This window comes from Butyrivibrio sp. NATIVEDY162 (assembly GCF_045999815.1).
Lineage (GTDB): Bacteria > Bacillota > Clostridia > Lachnospirales > Lachnospiraceae > Butyrivibrio.
The window spans coordinates 2,273,103-2,289,245 of the sequence record NZ_CP172573.1 but is presented as its reverse complement, the minus strand read 5'-3'; the positions used below and the strand labels follow the sequence as shown (position 1 = coordinate 2,289,245).

Below are 16,143 nucleotides of genomic sequence, written 5' to 3'. Positions count from 1 at the left end.
CGGGGTCTAGGGACCATTTCTTGTGTTATCCCGTGCACAAGAAATGGTCCACAAACCCCGTCCCCTAGTTCCACCCCAGGCTTCTACGCAACAAAAAGGACATCCGATTGGATGTCCTCACTTTAGAGCGATAGACGGGGCTCGAACCCGCGGTCTCCACCTTGGCAAGGTGGCGCTTTACCAACTAAGCTACTATCGCGTATATGTAAACGAGCATAAGCTCGATTACTACAATATTAAGTTATTTGAGAGCGATAGACGGGGCTCGAACCCGCGGTCTCCACCTTGGCAAGGTGGCGCTTTACCAACTAAGCTACTATCGCATATATGTGAAGCCGCTTTCGCGACGCAAAATATATATTACACAACCATATATGTATTGTCAATAGAAATTTGATATTATATTTTTAGATTTTTTTCAGGCAATAAATAAAAACGTATTTTCGGTTTTTTACAGGATAAAACAAAAAATGGCTATAAGATTATCAGATTACTTAAAATCCATATATGGTGAAAAAATATACAGACTCTCACTTAGTTCAGGATGTACCTGCCCTAACAGAGATGGAAGTATAATACTTCCAGATGGGACGCCACTGACAAAGGGATGTACATTCTGTTCTGAAGGTGGTTCAGGTGAATTTGCCTCTGAAATAGCTACGATAGATGAGCAGATAGCTGAGGCAAAAAAAAGAATCTGTAACAAGACAGATGCAAAAAGATTCATAGCCTATTTTCAGTCATATACCAATACTTACGGAGACATAAACAGGCTAAGAAAGCTATACATGGATACAATAACCAGAGATGAGATTGAGATCCTTTCCATAGGAACGCGACCGGATTGCCTGGGTGATGATGTTATAGAAATGCTTTCTGAGCTTAGACAGATAAAGCCTGTCTGGGTTGAATTGGGACTTCAGACTGTCAATGAAAAGAGTGCTGAGAACTTCCATAGGGGATATGACCTTGCTACGTTTGAAGATGCATATAACAGGCTAAAGAAATGCGGAATAAGTGTTATAGTACATGTGATCTTCGGGCTCCCGCAAGAAACGAAGGAAGATATGCTTAATACGGTAAAATATCTGGCGCAGCTTTCCCCTGAATTGGATGGGATCAAGCTTCAAAATCTCCAGATTTTGAAAGGTACGCAGATGTGTGAGGAGTACCTGAAAAATCCATTTCACATTCTTTCATTGGAAGAGCATGTGGAACTATTGGCAGAGAGCTTGAAGATTCTGCCCAAAAATATCGTGGTCCATCGAATGACAGGAGATGGACCAAGAACACTTCTGGTAGAGCCTTTATGGAGTCTGAACAAAAAGAATGTGCTAAATACAATAAACAGAAGTGTTAATACCTATTTTTGTTGATTAACTATTGCATAGAGCCCAAAAGGCTACAGCACTTGCTGCAGCGACATTTAAGGAATCAACATCATGCGACATAGGAATTTTTACACAAAAATCGCATGCATCTATGGTTTCAGGCAAAAGCCCGTCACCCTCAGCACCAAGAAATATCGCGAGCTTTTCTTTTGAAGTAATCTCTGGATCGCCAATAGAGTGGGAATCATTTCTAAGGGCCATGGCTACAGTGGAGTATCCAAGCGACTTAATGAGCTCCATGCTACCTGCTTCAGGAAGAAAGGTCCACGGAATCAGGAAAATATTTCCCATACTGACTCTGATAGCTCGTCTATAGAGAGGATCGGTGCAGCCATGTGAAAATAAAACAGCATCCACACCAAGGGCGGCGGCACTTCTTACGATAGCACCTGCGTTAGTAGGATTTGTTACATTTTCAAGGACAGCGATTCTTCTGGCATTTTTGCAAACCTCATCCACAGACGGAAGCAGCCTCCTCTTCATGGCACATAATACGCCTCGTGTCAGATGGAAGCCTGTGATGGATGTAAGAATGCTGTCGGATGCGGAAAATACAGGAACATCGTATGGAAGGGACGCGAGTTTTTCTAAAACTAAAGAGGCTTCACCTCTAATCTGATCATCCTCGATTAGCACTGAAATCGCCTCATAGCCGGCGGTTAAAGCTCTTTCTATTACCTTTGGACTCTCGGCAATAAAAATACCCGGAGCCGGTTCATTAATATGATAGAGCTGTACCTCAGACTGCTCGCTGTAAACTGAAAGCTCAGCTGTTTCCAGATTGGCTGTTTCTATTATCCTGATCATTTTTTCTCCCAAAGTGAAAATAAAAAAGTCTACACTAATCCAAGAAAGTATAGCACAAAATGGAAATAGAGAAATTCATCTGTTAGAATAAAGAAGTTAGCATGAAGTTTAAGGAGACTCAGTTCTTATGGGGAATACTTTTTATTTTGACTTTGAGCCACAGTTGATGGGATGGTTGCAAAATACATTCGGAGAGACCGGATCCGGTTTTATTTCACACTTTTCAGCATTTGGAGAAGAGGCTGTTTTTATTCTGGTATTGGGCTTTTTATATTGGTGCTATGACAAGAGGTTTGCCATCTATATCGGAACAAACGTGGTAGTGGGAGGAACTCTCAATCCGCTTATCAAAAATGTGGCACTGAGGCTAAGACCCTATATGGTTCATGAAAATATTCAGTGTTTTAGGCCTTTGGGAAAATCAGAGCCGCTTGATGACGTTTCAGCGCAGGGATACTCGTTTCCGAGTGCGCATTCCATGAATGCAGCAACTGTGTACGGTTCAATAGCGGGATATATGCGAAAACGCATAGCCACAATTATTGCTGTTATTCTTACGATTCTTGTGGGTATATCGAGAGTTGTTGTCGGCGTCCATTATCCAACAGATGTTTTGACAGGTTGGGTAGCAGGCGTGGCAATTGTATTCATCATCCCGTTTATTTACGAAAAGGCCGGTGAAGAGAGACGCTCTTTGATAAACTTTATATTCTTTTTATTTTCATCAATTGGTTTTTTCTATTGCAAAACAGATGATTACTACACGGCAATGGGAGTTATGGCCGGTTTTTATCTGGCTATAGAATTTGAAAAAAGATTTGTAAACTTTGAAGAAACCCGTATACCGGTTGAGATAATTATGAGGATTGTGGGTGGAGCAGCTTTTTATCTGATATTAAATCTTCTTCTAAAGCTTCCTTTTTCACAGGAATTTCTTAAATCAAATACCATGGGAGCATTTATGGTAAGATTTGTCAGGTATACAATAATTGTGTTTGTGATGCTCGGAGTTTATCCGATGCTTTTTAAGTATTTTAAGAGAAATACAAATGCGAAAAATGAATCATATTTATTCAAGTGCTGCTTGCTGACAATAATTGTGATTTTGTTTCTTATTCCTGTAATTTATGTGGCAAGATATGCCTTTCCATGGGCAGATGACTTTACCTACGGAGCATTACCGCACAGGGCATTTGTTCATACAGGATCAGTGATTAATGCAATAGGAGCAGCCTTTGCAGATACGATCGATACATATTTTGGATGGCAGGGAACATATACCTCATGTTTTTTGATGGAACTTCATCCTGCGGTTTTCAAGACGGAATATTACCATCTGACATCATTTATTATGCTTGGAGCAATGTTTATATCATACTTTGCGCTTTTTAAAGTGATGGGAAAAGATGTCTTAAAAATGAATCGGATGAATTATATTCTTTTTATACTGACATTTTTTATTTCTGTCGAGCTTGTGGATGGAAAAGCAGAAGGCTTTACCTGGTATAACAGCGCTGTTCATTATACTTTCGGACATGCGCTATTTGTGCTTTTTCTTGCACTTCTTTTAAAGAGTTCTTATTCGATAAAAGAATCTGTGCCATTAATTATAATTTCTTCTTTCGTCGGATTTCTGGCAGCAGGAGTAAATAATATTACTGTTTTTGGTGGCTTGCTTTTCCTTATTATGGCGATTTTATTTGCGCTGCTATGTCAGCTGCTGTTTGGAAATAAGGACATAGTGATAATTAAAAGAGCCCTTATTCCATCAGCAGTTTTCCTGATTGGAACCGCGCTAAACCTTCTGTCACCCGGTAATAGAAACCGAATGGCAATGGCGAACTCCGTAAAGAATAGCGTGTTTGTTACGGTTAGAAATTCTTTTGTCCTGGGATTTCATTTTATTCTCAGGCACATAAATTTTGAAGTTTTGGGATTTGTAATCATCGCAGGAATACTTATATGGAGAACCTTTTATGAATTACAGAAAAAGGATAAGGTACATTTCAGGTTTCCTTTACCGGGAGTGATCTCTGTACTTAGTTATTGCCTGATTTCAGCTCTGTATGCCCCTTTTGCATTTATTGGCAGCTCAGATATTACAAAAGTATACATAGAAGAGCAGCTTGGTGTTAACAGAGTATCAAATTCGGTTTTCTATGTTTTTATCCTGCTCATTGTATTGAATGTGTTTTATTTTATGGGATGGCTTTTTTCGCGAAAACAACGTGGATATAACAAGTCGCTTCTTAGAACACTTAGTGTTGCAGCAGTTTTCATGATAGTAGCAGCATGTATCAGGGTGGTGATCCTATTTCCTGAAAGGTACCTTACCTCTGCAGCAGTTATGAGCCTCAGAAATAATACAGCCCAGCAGTACGGTGAGATTATGCTGGAAAATACGAGAAGGCTGATGAGCGATGAGCAGAATGTTGAGATTTTGCCAATAACCGTTGACCCTGACATCCTTTATCCGCATGATGGTTCGCCATATAAGGACGGAGCGGTTATATTCTATGAAAAGGAAAGTGTTTATTATAAAGAATGACTATAAAAATAAATGCTTACTATTGACTTTTTTTAATTCTGTGAATAAAATAATTTTTAATTATATAGGAAAAGCAATGACGAAGACAGTATATATTCATGGAAAGCTTCAGAGAGCCTGTGGGTGGTGCGAACAGGTGCGATTACAGAATGTAGAAAATCACTTCTGAGCTGCATGACTGAAAAGTAATGATGATATTGTTACTGATTACTTATTAGGTCGTGACGGAGTCTCCCCGTTACGGAGAAACATATAAAACCGTTGATTCGGGGAGTATGCGTAAACAGGTGGTACAGCGAGTTCAGACTCGTCCTTTTTACAGGACGGGTCTTTTTTTGCGAAAGGAGCAAAAGATGTATAAGAAGGTTGATACTGATATGAATTTTGTCGCCCGTGAAAAGGAAGTCGAGAAATTCTGGAAAGATCAAAACATTTTCCAGAAGAGCGTAGACACCAGAAGCAAGGGCGAGATGTACATGTTCTATGATGGACCGCCGACAGCAAACGGTAAGCCCCATATCGGACACGTACTTACACGTGCTATTAAAGATATGATTCCGAGATATCGCACAATGAAGGGATACACAGTTCCCCGTAAGGCAGGCTGGGATACACATGGTCTTCCGGTTGAGCTTGAGGTTGAGAAACTCCTCGGTCTTGATGGAAAAGAGCAGATCGAAGAGTACGGAATGGAGCCCTTCATCAAAAAATGTAAGGAATCTGTATGGAAATATAAGGGAATGTGGGAAGATTTCTCCGGTACAGTCGGCTTCTGGGCAGACATGGATCACCCATATATCACATATGATGATAACTTCATTGAATCTGAGTGGTGGGCTCTGAATGAGATCTGGAAAAAAGGTCTTCTGTATAAAGGATTTAAGGTAGTTCCTTATTGCCCTCGCTGTGGCACACCTCTTTCTTCTCACGAGGTTGCTCAGGGTTACAAGACTCTTAAAGAGCGCACAGCTGTTGTACGTTTTAAGGTTAAGGGAGAGGATGCATATTTTCTTGCATGGACAACAACCCCTTGGACACTTCCTTCCAACATCGGACTTTGCGTAAACCCTGATGAAAAATATATCAAGGTTAAGGCAGCAGACGGATATACATATTATCTTGCAGAGGCACTTGCAGATAATGTACTTGGATCACTTGCCAAGGAAGAAGGCGAGAAGGCTTACGAGGTTCTTGAGACCTACGTGGGAACTGACCTTGAGTATAAAGAATATGAACCTCTTTACCAGTGCGCAGCTGATGAAACTGAGAAGCAGCACAAGAAGGCATTTTTCATCTATTGTGATAACTATGTAACGATGTCCGATGGTACAGGTATAGTTCATATAGCTCCTGCATTTGGTGAAGATGATGCCCGCGTTGGTAGAAAATATGACGCACCTCTTGTACAGATGGTTGATGGTGAAGGAAGACTTAAGCCTGAGACACCTTTTGCAGGAATGCGCTGCAAGCCTACTCAGAAGGAAATGGATGAGGGCGCTGTAAGTGCTGACCCCGAGGTACTTAAGGACCTTGATGGCAGAAAGCTTCTCTTCTCAGCACCTAAGATGGAGCACGACTATCCTCACTGCTGGAGATGTGGAACACCTCTGCTTTACTATGCCCGTTCCTCATGGTTTATAAAGGTTACAGAGGTAAAGGATGACCTTATCCGCAATAACAAGGAAATCAACTGGGTTCCTGAATCAATCGGTAAGGGACGTTTTGGTGACTGGCTTGAGAATATCCAGGATTGGGGTATCTCCCGTGACAGATATTGGGGAACGCCTCTCAACATTTGGGAGTGTGATGACTGCGGACATCAGCTTTCAGTAGGATCAAGAAAAGAGCTTGCAGAACTTTCAGGAGATCCTTCTGCGCAGACGGTTGAGCTTCACAGACCTTATATAGATAAATACGAGATCACTTGTCCTAAGTGTGGCAAGAAGATGCACAGAGTTAAGGAAGTTATTGACTGCTGGTTTGACTCAGGAGCTATGCCTTTTGCACAGCTTCACTATCCTTTTGAAAATAAGGAGCTCTTTGAGAAGCAGTTTCCTGCTCAGTTCATTTCTGAGGCTGTAGACCAGACAAGAGGATGGTTCTACTCACTTCACGCTGAGGCAACACTTCTTTTCAATAAGCCTGCATTTAAAAATGTTATAGTACTCGGCCTTGTGCAGGATGAGAATGGCCAGAAGATGAGTAAGTCAAAGGGCAATGCTGTTGATCCTTTTGACGCTCTTGAGAAGTATGGCGCAGACGCTATCAGATGGTACTTCTATACAAACAGTGCACCCTGGCTTCCTTCAAGATTTGCAGGTAAGACAGTTCAGGAGGGACAGAGAAAGTTCCTTGGTACACTTTGGAACACATATGCATTCTTTGTACTTTATGCAAATATTGACGGCTTCGATGCATCTAAGTACTCACTTGAGAAGGATAAGCTTACAGTAATGGATAAGTGGATTCTCTCCAAGATGAATACAATGATCGGAGAGGTTGATAAGAACCTTGAAAATTACAGAATTCCTGAGGCTGGAAAGGCACTTGATGCATTTGTTGATGACCTTTCTAACTGGTATGTAAGAAGATGTCGTGAGCGTTTCTGGGCTAAGGGAATGGAACAGGATAAGATTTCTGCCTACATGACTCTATATACAGCACTTGTAAATGTATGTAAGGCAGCAGCGCCTATGGTTCCTTTCATGACAGAGTCAATTTATCAGAACCTTGTAAGAACAAGCGACAGCTCAGCTCCGGAGTCCATACATCTTTGTGACTTCCCTGCTGTTGACGAGAGCTTTATCGACAAGGATCTTGAGGAAAACATGGATGAGGTACTCCAGATAGTTGTTCTTGGACGTGCATGTCGTAACGCTGCAGCAATCAAGAACCGTCAGCCTATCGGACAGATGTATGTAAAGGCAGAGAAGACTGTATCTGATTTCTATCAGGAGATTATTGAAGACGAGCTTAATGTAAAGAAGGTAGTCTTTGCAGATGATGTAAGAGACTTTACAACATATACATTTAAGCCTCAGCTCAAGACTGTAGGACCTAAGTACGGAAAAGTACTCGGCGGAATAAAAGAGTATTTGGGTTCACTTGATGGAAATGCTGCAATGGATGAACTTAAGGCAAACGGTGCACTTAAGTTTGACGTAAATGGAACTGCTGTAGAACTTACAGAAGATGATCTTCTTATCGATATGGCTCAGAAGGAAGGCTTTGAGAGCACTGAGGATCACGGAATTACTGTTGTTCTTGATACTAACCTTTCAGAGGAACTTCTCAACGAAGGTTTCATGTATGAGGTGATTTCTAAGGTTCAGACTATGCGTAAAGAGTCTGGTTTTGAAGTAATGGACCATATCAAACTTTCTGTAAACGGAAACGATAAGATTGCGCAGATAGTCAAGGAAAATGCTGATTCTATTTCAACAAAGGTACTTGCAAGCGAATTGGTTTATGGCTCAGATGTAGCAAACGCTAAAGAGTGGGATATCAATGGCGAGAAAGTAACTATCGGCGTTGAAAAGATTTAAGATAGTTTTGATAATGAATATATAAAATACGCCCGGATTGTGATTATAAATACAATCCGGGTGTGTTTTGTTAGTATAACTGTTTATTCTATTTCATCACGATTAAGGAACTCTGTGATATAAGGCAAAGCGGCCCCAATAGTAATATTATGCTTGGGCATACGGCTGATAAAAATGAACCTTCCTTCATCATCAAAAGGATTAAGCTCCTGAACATATTTATGGAGTTTGTCCATATCACTTTCCTGTAGATAGGGAGCTATAAATCCACCAATAATAAAGTCTTTGTCATACATAAGGCTTATACTGTTTATAATTTTTGCAAGATCTTTCAGGTAGTTATCAAACTGCTTAGAAGCGTTTTTATCTCCTGAACGTAATCTGCCAAAAAATTCATGCACAGGTTCTTCACCGCATAAAGAAGGCAAAGCGCAGAGTGTCTCAGCGCATCCGATGCGTCCGCAGTAACAGCGCTTGTTGTTGTTTCCCATGAAAATATGCTCTATGGTAGCATTATGGCCATGCATTCCTGACATGATCTTGCGATTCATGATCATTGCTGCTCCGAGATGAATGCCAATTTGAATATACATGGCATCTTTTAACTCCGGTGAAACCCAGAGTTCTGAAACAGCTGCGCTTTCGGAGTCATGGAAAAAGCGACACGGATAGTTTAGATATTTTGAAAAACCATCTATTGACAGACCGGTACAATCAAGAATTTTTCCATAGGTTATTTCGCTGCCATCAGGGGATACAAGACCCGGCATGGCTATTCCTATTCCTAGAATCTGCTCAGATTTTAATCCCTGACCGGCTATATAGCCATTTACAATTTCACAGACTTTTTTTCTGTAGGAATCAGTATTTTTATAATTGATGGAGTGCACAACTCTTTCTGAATACTCTCCCAGCAGATTTACAGTTATGAGTTTAAGTTCTTTACTGTGAATATCAACTCCGATACTGACCCTGTAATCCGGAACGGCAGAGTAGGCATTGGCCTTGCGGCCTACAAGCTCAGTATCCAGTTGTCCTGATTTAGTGATCATTCCTACAGACTCCAGCTCATTTAGATTGGTGGTTACAGTTGGACGCGAGAGCCTTAGATCATAAGCAATATCCTGCTGAGATACGCCCGGATGATTAAGAATATATAAATATATCAGGTTTTTGTTGTTTTGTTTTATTTGATTAGGGGTTATCGACTTTCTCATTACTCCACCTTTGTTTTTGTAAAATGATTTTTATAAATAGTATTATAAAATAAAAAATCTATATATGTCTAGTAGTTCAATATAGCAATAAAAAAATATCAGAATTCCTCGTATTTTCCCAGAAGCAGACATCTTGTTAATTTGCATTAATATAATGATAAAAGGCGGTTGATCTGATTTAATTTTGTGCAATATGTATAAAAAACGTTTCAAAAATTAGAGATGTATAGCTAATTGACGATTAGAGAAAAAATGGTAGGATAAGTAATGTAAAATGCATTTACAAAATGAATTATAAAAATAAAATAATAAAATGACTTGAAGAAAAATGGAGGTATTTGAAATGGGAATAATTGAGAGCATGAGACTTGATGGAAAGAAGGGATTTGTAACCGGAGGAGCAAGAGGAATCGGAAAGTGTACAGCTACAGGATTTGCAGAAGCAGGGGCAGAAGTTGCTATTGTGGATCTTGATATTGATGAGGCAGAGAAGACCGCAAAAGAGATAGCAGAGAAGACCGGAAGAAAGGTTGTTGCGATCAAGTGCGACTGCACAAAGGAAGATGAAGTAAAGGCTATGGTCGATAAGGTTGTAGCTGAGCTTGGCGGATTGGATTTCTGTCATGCAAACGCAGGCATCTGCATAAATGCACCGGCAGAGGAAATGACTTTTGATCAGTGGAACAAGGTAATTAACATCAATTTAAACGGAGTATTCCTTACAGATACGATTGCCGGAAAATATATGCTTGAGCATGGCGGCGGATCAATTATAAATACAGCCTCCATGTCAGGACACATTGTCAATGTTCCTCAACCACAGTGTGCATATAACGCATCAAAGGCAGGAGTAAGTCAGCTCACAAAGTCGTTGGCAGTTGAATGGGCTAAGAAAAATGTAAGAGTAAATGCAATCAGCCCCGGATATATAGGCACAGATCTGGTTCTCGCAAATAAAGGGCTTGCACCTCTCATTGATAAGTGGAACGCAATGGCACCGATGGGAAGGCTTGGAAAACCTGAAGAATTAGAATCAATATGTGTATATCTTGCAGGTGATACAAGTACATTTACAACAGGTTCTGACTTTATCATTGATGGCGCTTTCACATGTTTCTAAAAAATTAATTTAAAAAAACAAAGAAATGTTTATAAAGGAAAAAGGAGGATTTTAAAGTATGAAAAAGAAAGTGATGTCACTATTAACAGCAGCGGTTCTTGCTTTTAGCCTTGCGGCGTGCGGAGGAGCAGCTGACAAAGCCGTCGAGACTGCGGCAACTGAAACATCTGCTGAAAAAGAAGAAGCAGCTGCAGAAGCATCTTCAGAGGAAACCGCAACGGAAGATAATGCAGCAGCTGAGGAGAGTAGTGAGCCTGCGGCAGATACTACTGCTGCTACGGAAGGTGTACAGGCAGATGAAGCTTTTTATTCCAAGGCAGATCTTAGTAAGCTTTCAGGAAAGAAAATCGGTATTACAATTCAGTCACTGCAGAATGCATATTGGGCAGGTGTTATGTCTGCTTTGGAAGATGTCCTGACTGAGAATGGGGCAGAATATACAATTGTTGCCTGCGATGATAATTCCGCTACACAGATTGGACAGGTGGAAAACTTTATTTCCTCAGGCTGTGATCTTATTATGATCCATCCTTCTGATGCAAATGCTGTTGAGGATGTTGCTAAGGAAGCCAGAGATGCAGGTATCAAGGTTATGTGCTGGGATGATCCCATGGAAAATACAGATGCTAACTGGATTCTTGATAATACAAGTCTCGGTGTTGAAATCGGAAAAATGTGTGCAGAGTTTATCAATGAGAAATATACAGAAGAGAGTCCTGCAGAAGTTATTCTCATTGGATATCCTCAGACAAAGATTCTTTTGGAGAGAGCAAATGGTATAAAAGAGGGTCTTGAGGATGCAGCAGGAAAGTATGAGATAGTTTCAGAGCAGGCCGGACTTGAGCCAAATGAAGCTCAGACAGCAGTCGAAACTGCTCTTCAGGCACATCCTGATGCAAAAGTTGTTACCGGTATCGGTGCAGGTCCTATGATCGGTGCAAATGAAGCTCTTGTAACATATTGCCAGACAGCGTATAGCGGAGAAGTTCCGGATGAAATGGGGGTTTTCACAACAGACGTGACTAAGCAGCAGCTTAATCAGCTTCTTGATGATTCTCAGGCTTCAAAGGGAATCATTGGATTCGAGGGATCAGATTTTGATACAGCAACAGCATGCGCAAGCATGTATGCCCTCATCCTTTCAGATGAAGTAGGATCACACAATGTATTCCGCGGATTCACAAAGATGGATTCAAACAATGCAGAAGCAATACTTAGCGAAATGAAGTAAAAAACTTTTTTAAGGGTATTTTCTTTCTTAAGCGGAGATTTGCGAATAAGCAAATCTCCGCATTCTACTAGAAGGTATAAAGTATTTGGAGTGAAGAGGTGACAAATGAGTGAAGAGTATGTATTGGAACTGGAACATATTCGTAAAGAATATCCCGGGGTTGTTGCTTTGAAAGATGTAACTCTTCAGCTTAGAAGAGGAGAAGTACTGGGACTTATAGGTGAAAACGGAGCGGGTAAATCAACTTTGATAAAGTGCTGCTCCGGAGCTGTAATACCAACTTCAGGGAAAATAAAAATAAATGGAAAAGAATATGACAGAATGACACCGCAGCTTGCGGCAGAAAATGGAATAGCAATTATTTATCAGGAATTCAACAATGTGGGAGAGCTTTCAGCTGCAGAAAATCTATTTTTGGGCCGTCCTATACGAAAGGGACCGATAATAGACAGAAAAGCGATGGAAGAAGAAGCAGCTAAAGCTTTTGCACAGCTTAAAATAAAAATAGATCCCAAAGAACTTGTGAAGAATCTGACTGTAGGCTATCAGCAGATGATTGAGATAGCAAAGGCTGTTGAACAAAACGCAAAGGTGCTTATCATGGATGAACCGTCTGCACCGTTAACAAGTAACGAAGTAGAGAATATGTTTGCAGTAGTGGAACTTCTTAGAGAAAAGGGAGTATCTATAATCTATATTTCTCACAGACTCGAAGAAATTTTTAGATTGTCTGACAGGATAGAGGTTATCCGTGACGGTGAATATGTAGATACACTTATAACACCAAACGCAACTGTAGATGAGCTTATAAAGCTAATGGTTGGACGTGAAATGAATCAAAAGTTCCCACCAAGAGAAAAGAAGATAGATAAGAGCAAGGTTGTTCTAGAGCTAAAGGACGTATACGGAAACGGAGATAAGAATATTAATCTAAAGTTGTATAAAGGTGAAGTATTAGGTCTGGGAGGTCTTGTAGGCGCGGGGCGGACTGAGCTTGCGGAACTGATATTTGGAGTTAAGCCAAAGGAATCGGGACAAATAATATTAAATGGGAAAGAAATAAATCCCAAAAGTCCCAGAGAAGCCATAGACTTGGGAATTGCTCTGGTACCTGAAGATAGAAAGCGACATGGCGCACTTCTTGGTTCTTCAATCAAGCATAACATAAATATGCCTATTTATAATCGAATCAGTAAGGGGTCTGTTATCAGTAGCAAAAAAGAATCCTCTATTGCAGAAAAATTTAAAAAGGATATCCATATAAAGGCTCCGAATCTGGATCAATTTGTAAAGAATTTATCCGGAGGAAATCAGCAAAAGGTTATACTTGCCAAATGGCTTGCTGCAGAATCCGAACTTATTATTTTTGATGAACCTACACGTGGAATAGATGTAGGCGCGAAGTTTGAGATATATAAGCTTATAAATGAGTTGGTTGAGCAGGGACACAGCATTTTAATGATTTCATCGGAAATGGAAGAACTTATGGGAATGTCAGACAGGATTCTGGTTCTGGCTGAACATGAGATAACAGGAGAATTACAAAAAGAAGAATTTAACGAAGAAGCTATTATGGCGTATGCATCAGCTATAGTAGATAATGCGTGAGAATAGTGAGGTAGCAAATGAATATCAGGAAATTTGTAAAGAATAATGCTATATGGCTTGTTTTTGTAGCAATGGTGATCATATTTACTATTGCATCTAAAGGAGTGTTTTTAAGACCTACCAACCTTGTTGCTGTAGGAAGACAGGTTGCGGTATATGGAATTGCAGCTGTAGGTATGACCTTTGTTATTCTGATTGCAGGTATAGATTTGTCAACCGGATCAATCATCACATTGGTCAACATCATTTGCGCATATTTTATGGTGAACGCAGGCATGAATATGTGGGTAGCAGTCAGCCTGTCTGTAGCAATAGCAACTCTTGTTGGACTGCTCAATGGTTTCATGGTATCAAAAATAGGAATCCCGGCACTTATTGCAACCTTTGCATCACAAACAATCTTTGAAGGTGCAGCATATCTCATTTCAGGTGGAATTCCGATTTCGGGATTCACAAAGGACTTTGACCTTTTTGGAAAAAGTGCAATAGGAATAGTACCTGTTTCAGTAATCATAATGATCATATGCCTTGCAGTAGGTAGCTTTATATTGAATAAATCCTACTTTGGAAGATACTTTTATGCCATAGGTGGCAATGAAGATGCTGCCGAGCTTTCAGGAATTCGTGTTAACAGAGTAAAATATCTGATTTATTCTCTTTCAGGTTTTTTTGCAGGAATAGCAGGAATAGTTATGCTTTCAAGAACCGGCTCTGCTCAGGGAACAGCAGGAAAAGGGTATGAGTTCGATGTTATTACATGCGTAGTTCTGGGTGGCGTGTCGGTAAATGGTGGAGTAGGAAGAATTTCAGGTGTAATTGCCGGGGTACTTATCATAGGTTCACTGACAAATGGAATGATTTTGATGGATGTATCAACATATATGCAGATGGTAGTAAAAGGAATCGTTTTAGCGATTGCTGTAGGTGTTGATTGCATCAGTAAAAAGAGGCAGGCTGCATAATGGAGGTTAGAAAGATCACCTCTTCATTATTCATTCCTTATACATTCTCCGGCATCTGTTTAAACGGTGCCGGAGAAACCTTTCATAATAGCCTGATCATCTAGGAGGATTAAATGAATACAAAGAAATTGATTGAAGAAGGGAAAACTGCCCTTGGAATTGAGTTTGGATCAACAAGGATAAAGGCAGTACTTGTGGATTACAGCGGAAAAGTACTTGCCGTAGGAATCCATGATTGGGAGAATTCTTTTATAAATAATATATGGACATACAGCATGGATGAAATTCATGCCGGTACAAGGAGCTGCTATACATCCCTAAGAAAGGATGTTGAAGAAAAATATGGAGTAACTCCTAAAACCTATGGAGCAATAGGGGTAAGCGCGATGATGCATGGATATATAGCGCTTGATGAAAATGGTGAGCAACTGGCGCCGTTTCAGACTTGGAGAAATACAAATACACAGCAGGCAGCAGATGAACTGACTGAACTTTTTGATTTTAATATTCCGCTCAGATGGAGTAGTGCACACTTATATCAAAGAATACTTGATGGTGAAGAGCACGTTAAAAATATAGATACTGTATCAACTCTGGCTGCATATATTCATTTGAGATTAACGGGTAAACACGTTATAGGAATAGGTGATGCGGCTGGAATGTTTCCAATTGATTCCGTGACTCTTGATTATGATCAGAGCATGGTGGATAAATTTGATAAACTGATAGAAAAATACAATTTTGGCTGGAAACTCAGAGATGTGTTCCCGAAGGTGATGGTAGCAGGAGAAGAAGCGGGCACACTAACAAAGGAGGGGGCAGAGTTTCTTGATGAAAGTGGAAATCTTGAGCCTGGAGTAAAGCTGTGTCCTCCTGAAGGAGATGCTGGAACCGGGATGGTTGCTACAAACTCGGTTGCTCCGAGAACAGGCAATGTATCAGCAGGAACAAGTACTTTCGCAATGCTTGTTTTGGAAAAATCACTGTCAAAATTGTATCGGGAAATAGATATGGTAACAACACCTTCAGGATTCCCGGTTGCCATGAGTCATGCGAATAACGGTACTTCTGATCTTAATGCCTGGGTCGGAATATTTGGGGAGTTTGCTTCACTATTTGGAATTAAAGCAGATGCCGGTGAGTTGTTTGAAAAGCTATATACCAATTCATTAAACGGAGATGCTGATTGCGGAGGGCTTTTGGCATATGGGTATTATTCAGGGGAGAATATTACCATGATAAATGAGGGAAGATTAGCATTTCTTCGTACTGCCAACAGCAAATTTAATCTTGCAAACCTCATGAGAGTAAATCTATATACATCGCTTGGAGCTGTTAAACTTGGCATGGATATTTTGATGAAAGATGAAGGCTGCAAAATAGAAAGACTGATGGGGCATGGCGGATTCTTTAAAACAAAAGGAGTCGGGCAGAGATACCTGGCTGCATCTGTAAATGCACCGGTTACGGTAATGGATACAGCAAGCGAGGGCGGAGCCTGGGGAATCGCATTACTGGCAGCTTTTCTTGCTGACAGAAAAACGGATGAGAAGCTTGAAGATTACATAGAAGAGCGTGTATTTAAAACCATGTCCGGTGAGACTATTAATCCGGATCCTAAGGATGTGGAAGGCTACGAGATTTTTACAGAGAGATATAAGAAAGGACTTTCTATAGAAAAAGCAGCAATAAATGCTATGGATTGGGATTAAAT

10 protein-coding genes, 2 tRNA genes and 1 other annotated feature are annotated in these 16,143 nt (G+C 40.4%); of the genes, 8 read left to right on the top strand and 4 right to left on the bottom strand.

Annotation, left to right across the window (positions count from 1 at the left end):
* Positions 1–126 precede the first annotated feature (126 nt).
* A tRNA-Gly gene (locus ACHCNF_RS09920) sits at positions 127–199 on the bottom strand.
* Positions 200–250: 51 nt separating this feature from the next.
* Positions 251–323: transfer RNA gene (locus ACHCNF_RS09915), tRNA-Gly, on the bottom strand.
* Between the two features lie 147 nt (positions 324–470).
* On the opposite strand from ACHCNF_RS09915, the gene ACHCNF_RS09910 reads away from it, so the two are divergent.
* Complete coding sequence (locus ACHCNF_RS09910) at positions 471–1,376, top strand: tRNA modification radical SAM protein MnmL/YtqA (protein WP_408069645.1); 906 nt, start codon at positions 471–473, stop codon at positions 1,374–1,376.
* Here ACHCNF_RS09910 and ACHCNF_RS09905 read toward each other — a convergent pair whose 3' ends face one another.
* Positions 1,377–2,198 (bottom strand): TrmH family RNA methyltransferase, encoded by an 822-nt coding sequence (locus ACHCNF_RS09905; RefSeq protein ID WP_408069644.1) that lies wholly within the window; start codon positions 2,196–2,198, stop codon positions 1,377–1,379.
* Between the two features lie 127 nt (positions 2,199–2,325).
* Here ACHCNF_RS09905 and ACHCNF_RS09900 point away from each other — a divergent pair, with 127 nt between their 5' ends.
* Positions 2,326–4,746 carry a phosphatase PAP2 family protein gene (locus tag ACHCNF_RS09900; RefSeq protein WP_408069643.1) on the top strand — a complete coding sequence of 807 codons (2,421 nt, stop codon included), beginning with the start codon at positions 2,326–2,328 and terminating at the stop codon, positions 4,744–4,746.
* Between the two features lie 67 nt (positions 4,747–4,813).
* Positions 4,814–5,064, top strand: a binding site (T-box leader).
* 35 nt (positions 5,065–5,099) lie between these two features.
* Positions 5,100–8,291, top strand: a complete 3,192-nt coding sequence (gene ileS, locus ACHCNF_RS09895) for an isoleucine--tRNA ligase (RefSeq protein WP_408069642.1) — start codon at positions 5,100–5,102, stop codon at positions 8,289–8,291.
* An 83-nt stretch (positions 8,292–8,374) separates the two neighbouring features.
* Here the strand turns inward: ileS and ACHCNF_RS09890 are convergent, their stop codons facing one another.
* Positions 8,375–9,508: an ROK family transcriptional regulator gene (locus tag ACHCNF_RS09890; RefSeq protein ID WP_408069641.1), complete on the bottom strand. Its 1,134-nt coding sequence runs from the start codon at positions 9,506–9,508 to the stop codon at positions 8,375–8,377.
* Between the two features lie 343 nt (positions 9,509–9,851).
* Between ACHCNF_RS09890 and ACHCNF_RS09885 the strand changes: the two genes are divergently transcribed.
* The 5 genes from ACHCNF_RS09885 to ACHCNF_RS09865 all read left to right on the top strand — a co-directional run bounded on the left by ACHCNF_RS09885 (position 9,852) and on the right by ACHCNF_RS09865 (position 16,141).
* The gene (locus ACHCNF_RS09885; RefSeq protein ID WP_408069640.1) at positions 9,852–10,628 is read left to right on the top strand and encodes an SDR family oxidoreductase; all 777 of its coding nucleotides are present in this window, start codon (positions 9,852–9,854) and stop codon (positions 10,626–10,628) included.
* A gap of 58 nt (positions 10,629–10,686) precedes the next feature.
* On the top strand, positions 10,687–11,859 hold the full coding sequence (locus ACHCNF_RS09880) for a sugar ABC transporter substrate-binding protein (RefSeq protein WP_408069639.1): 1,173 nt from the start codon (positions 10,687–10,689) through the stop codon (positions 11,857–11,859).
* A gap of 105 nt (positions 11,860–11,964) precedes the next feature.
* Positions 11,965–13,467 carry a sugar ABC transporter ATP-binding protein gene (locus tag ACHCNF_RS09875; protein WP_408069638.1) on the top strand — a complete coding sequence of 501 codons (1,503 nt, stop codon included), beginning with the start codon at positions 11,965–11,967 and terminating at the stop codon, positions 13,465–13,467.
* Positions 13,468–13,484: 17 nt separating this feature from the next.
* Positions 13,485–14,429: an ABC transporter permease gene (locus tag ACHCNF_RS09870; RefSeq protein WP_408069637.1), complete on the top strand. Its 945-nt coding sequence runs from the start codon at positions 13,485–13,487 to the stop codon at positions 14,427–14,429.
* Positions 14,430–14,542: 113 nt separating this feature from the next.
* A complete protein-coding gene (locus ACHCNF_RS09865; protein ID WP_408069636.1) occupies positions 14,543–16,141 on the top strand; it encodes a xylulokinase in 1,599 nt (532 codons plus the stop codon).
* Positions 16,142–16,143: the final 2 nt, after the last annotated feature.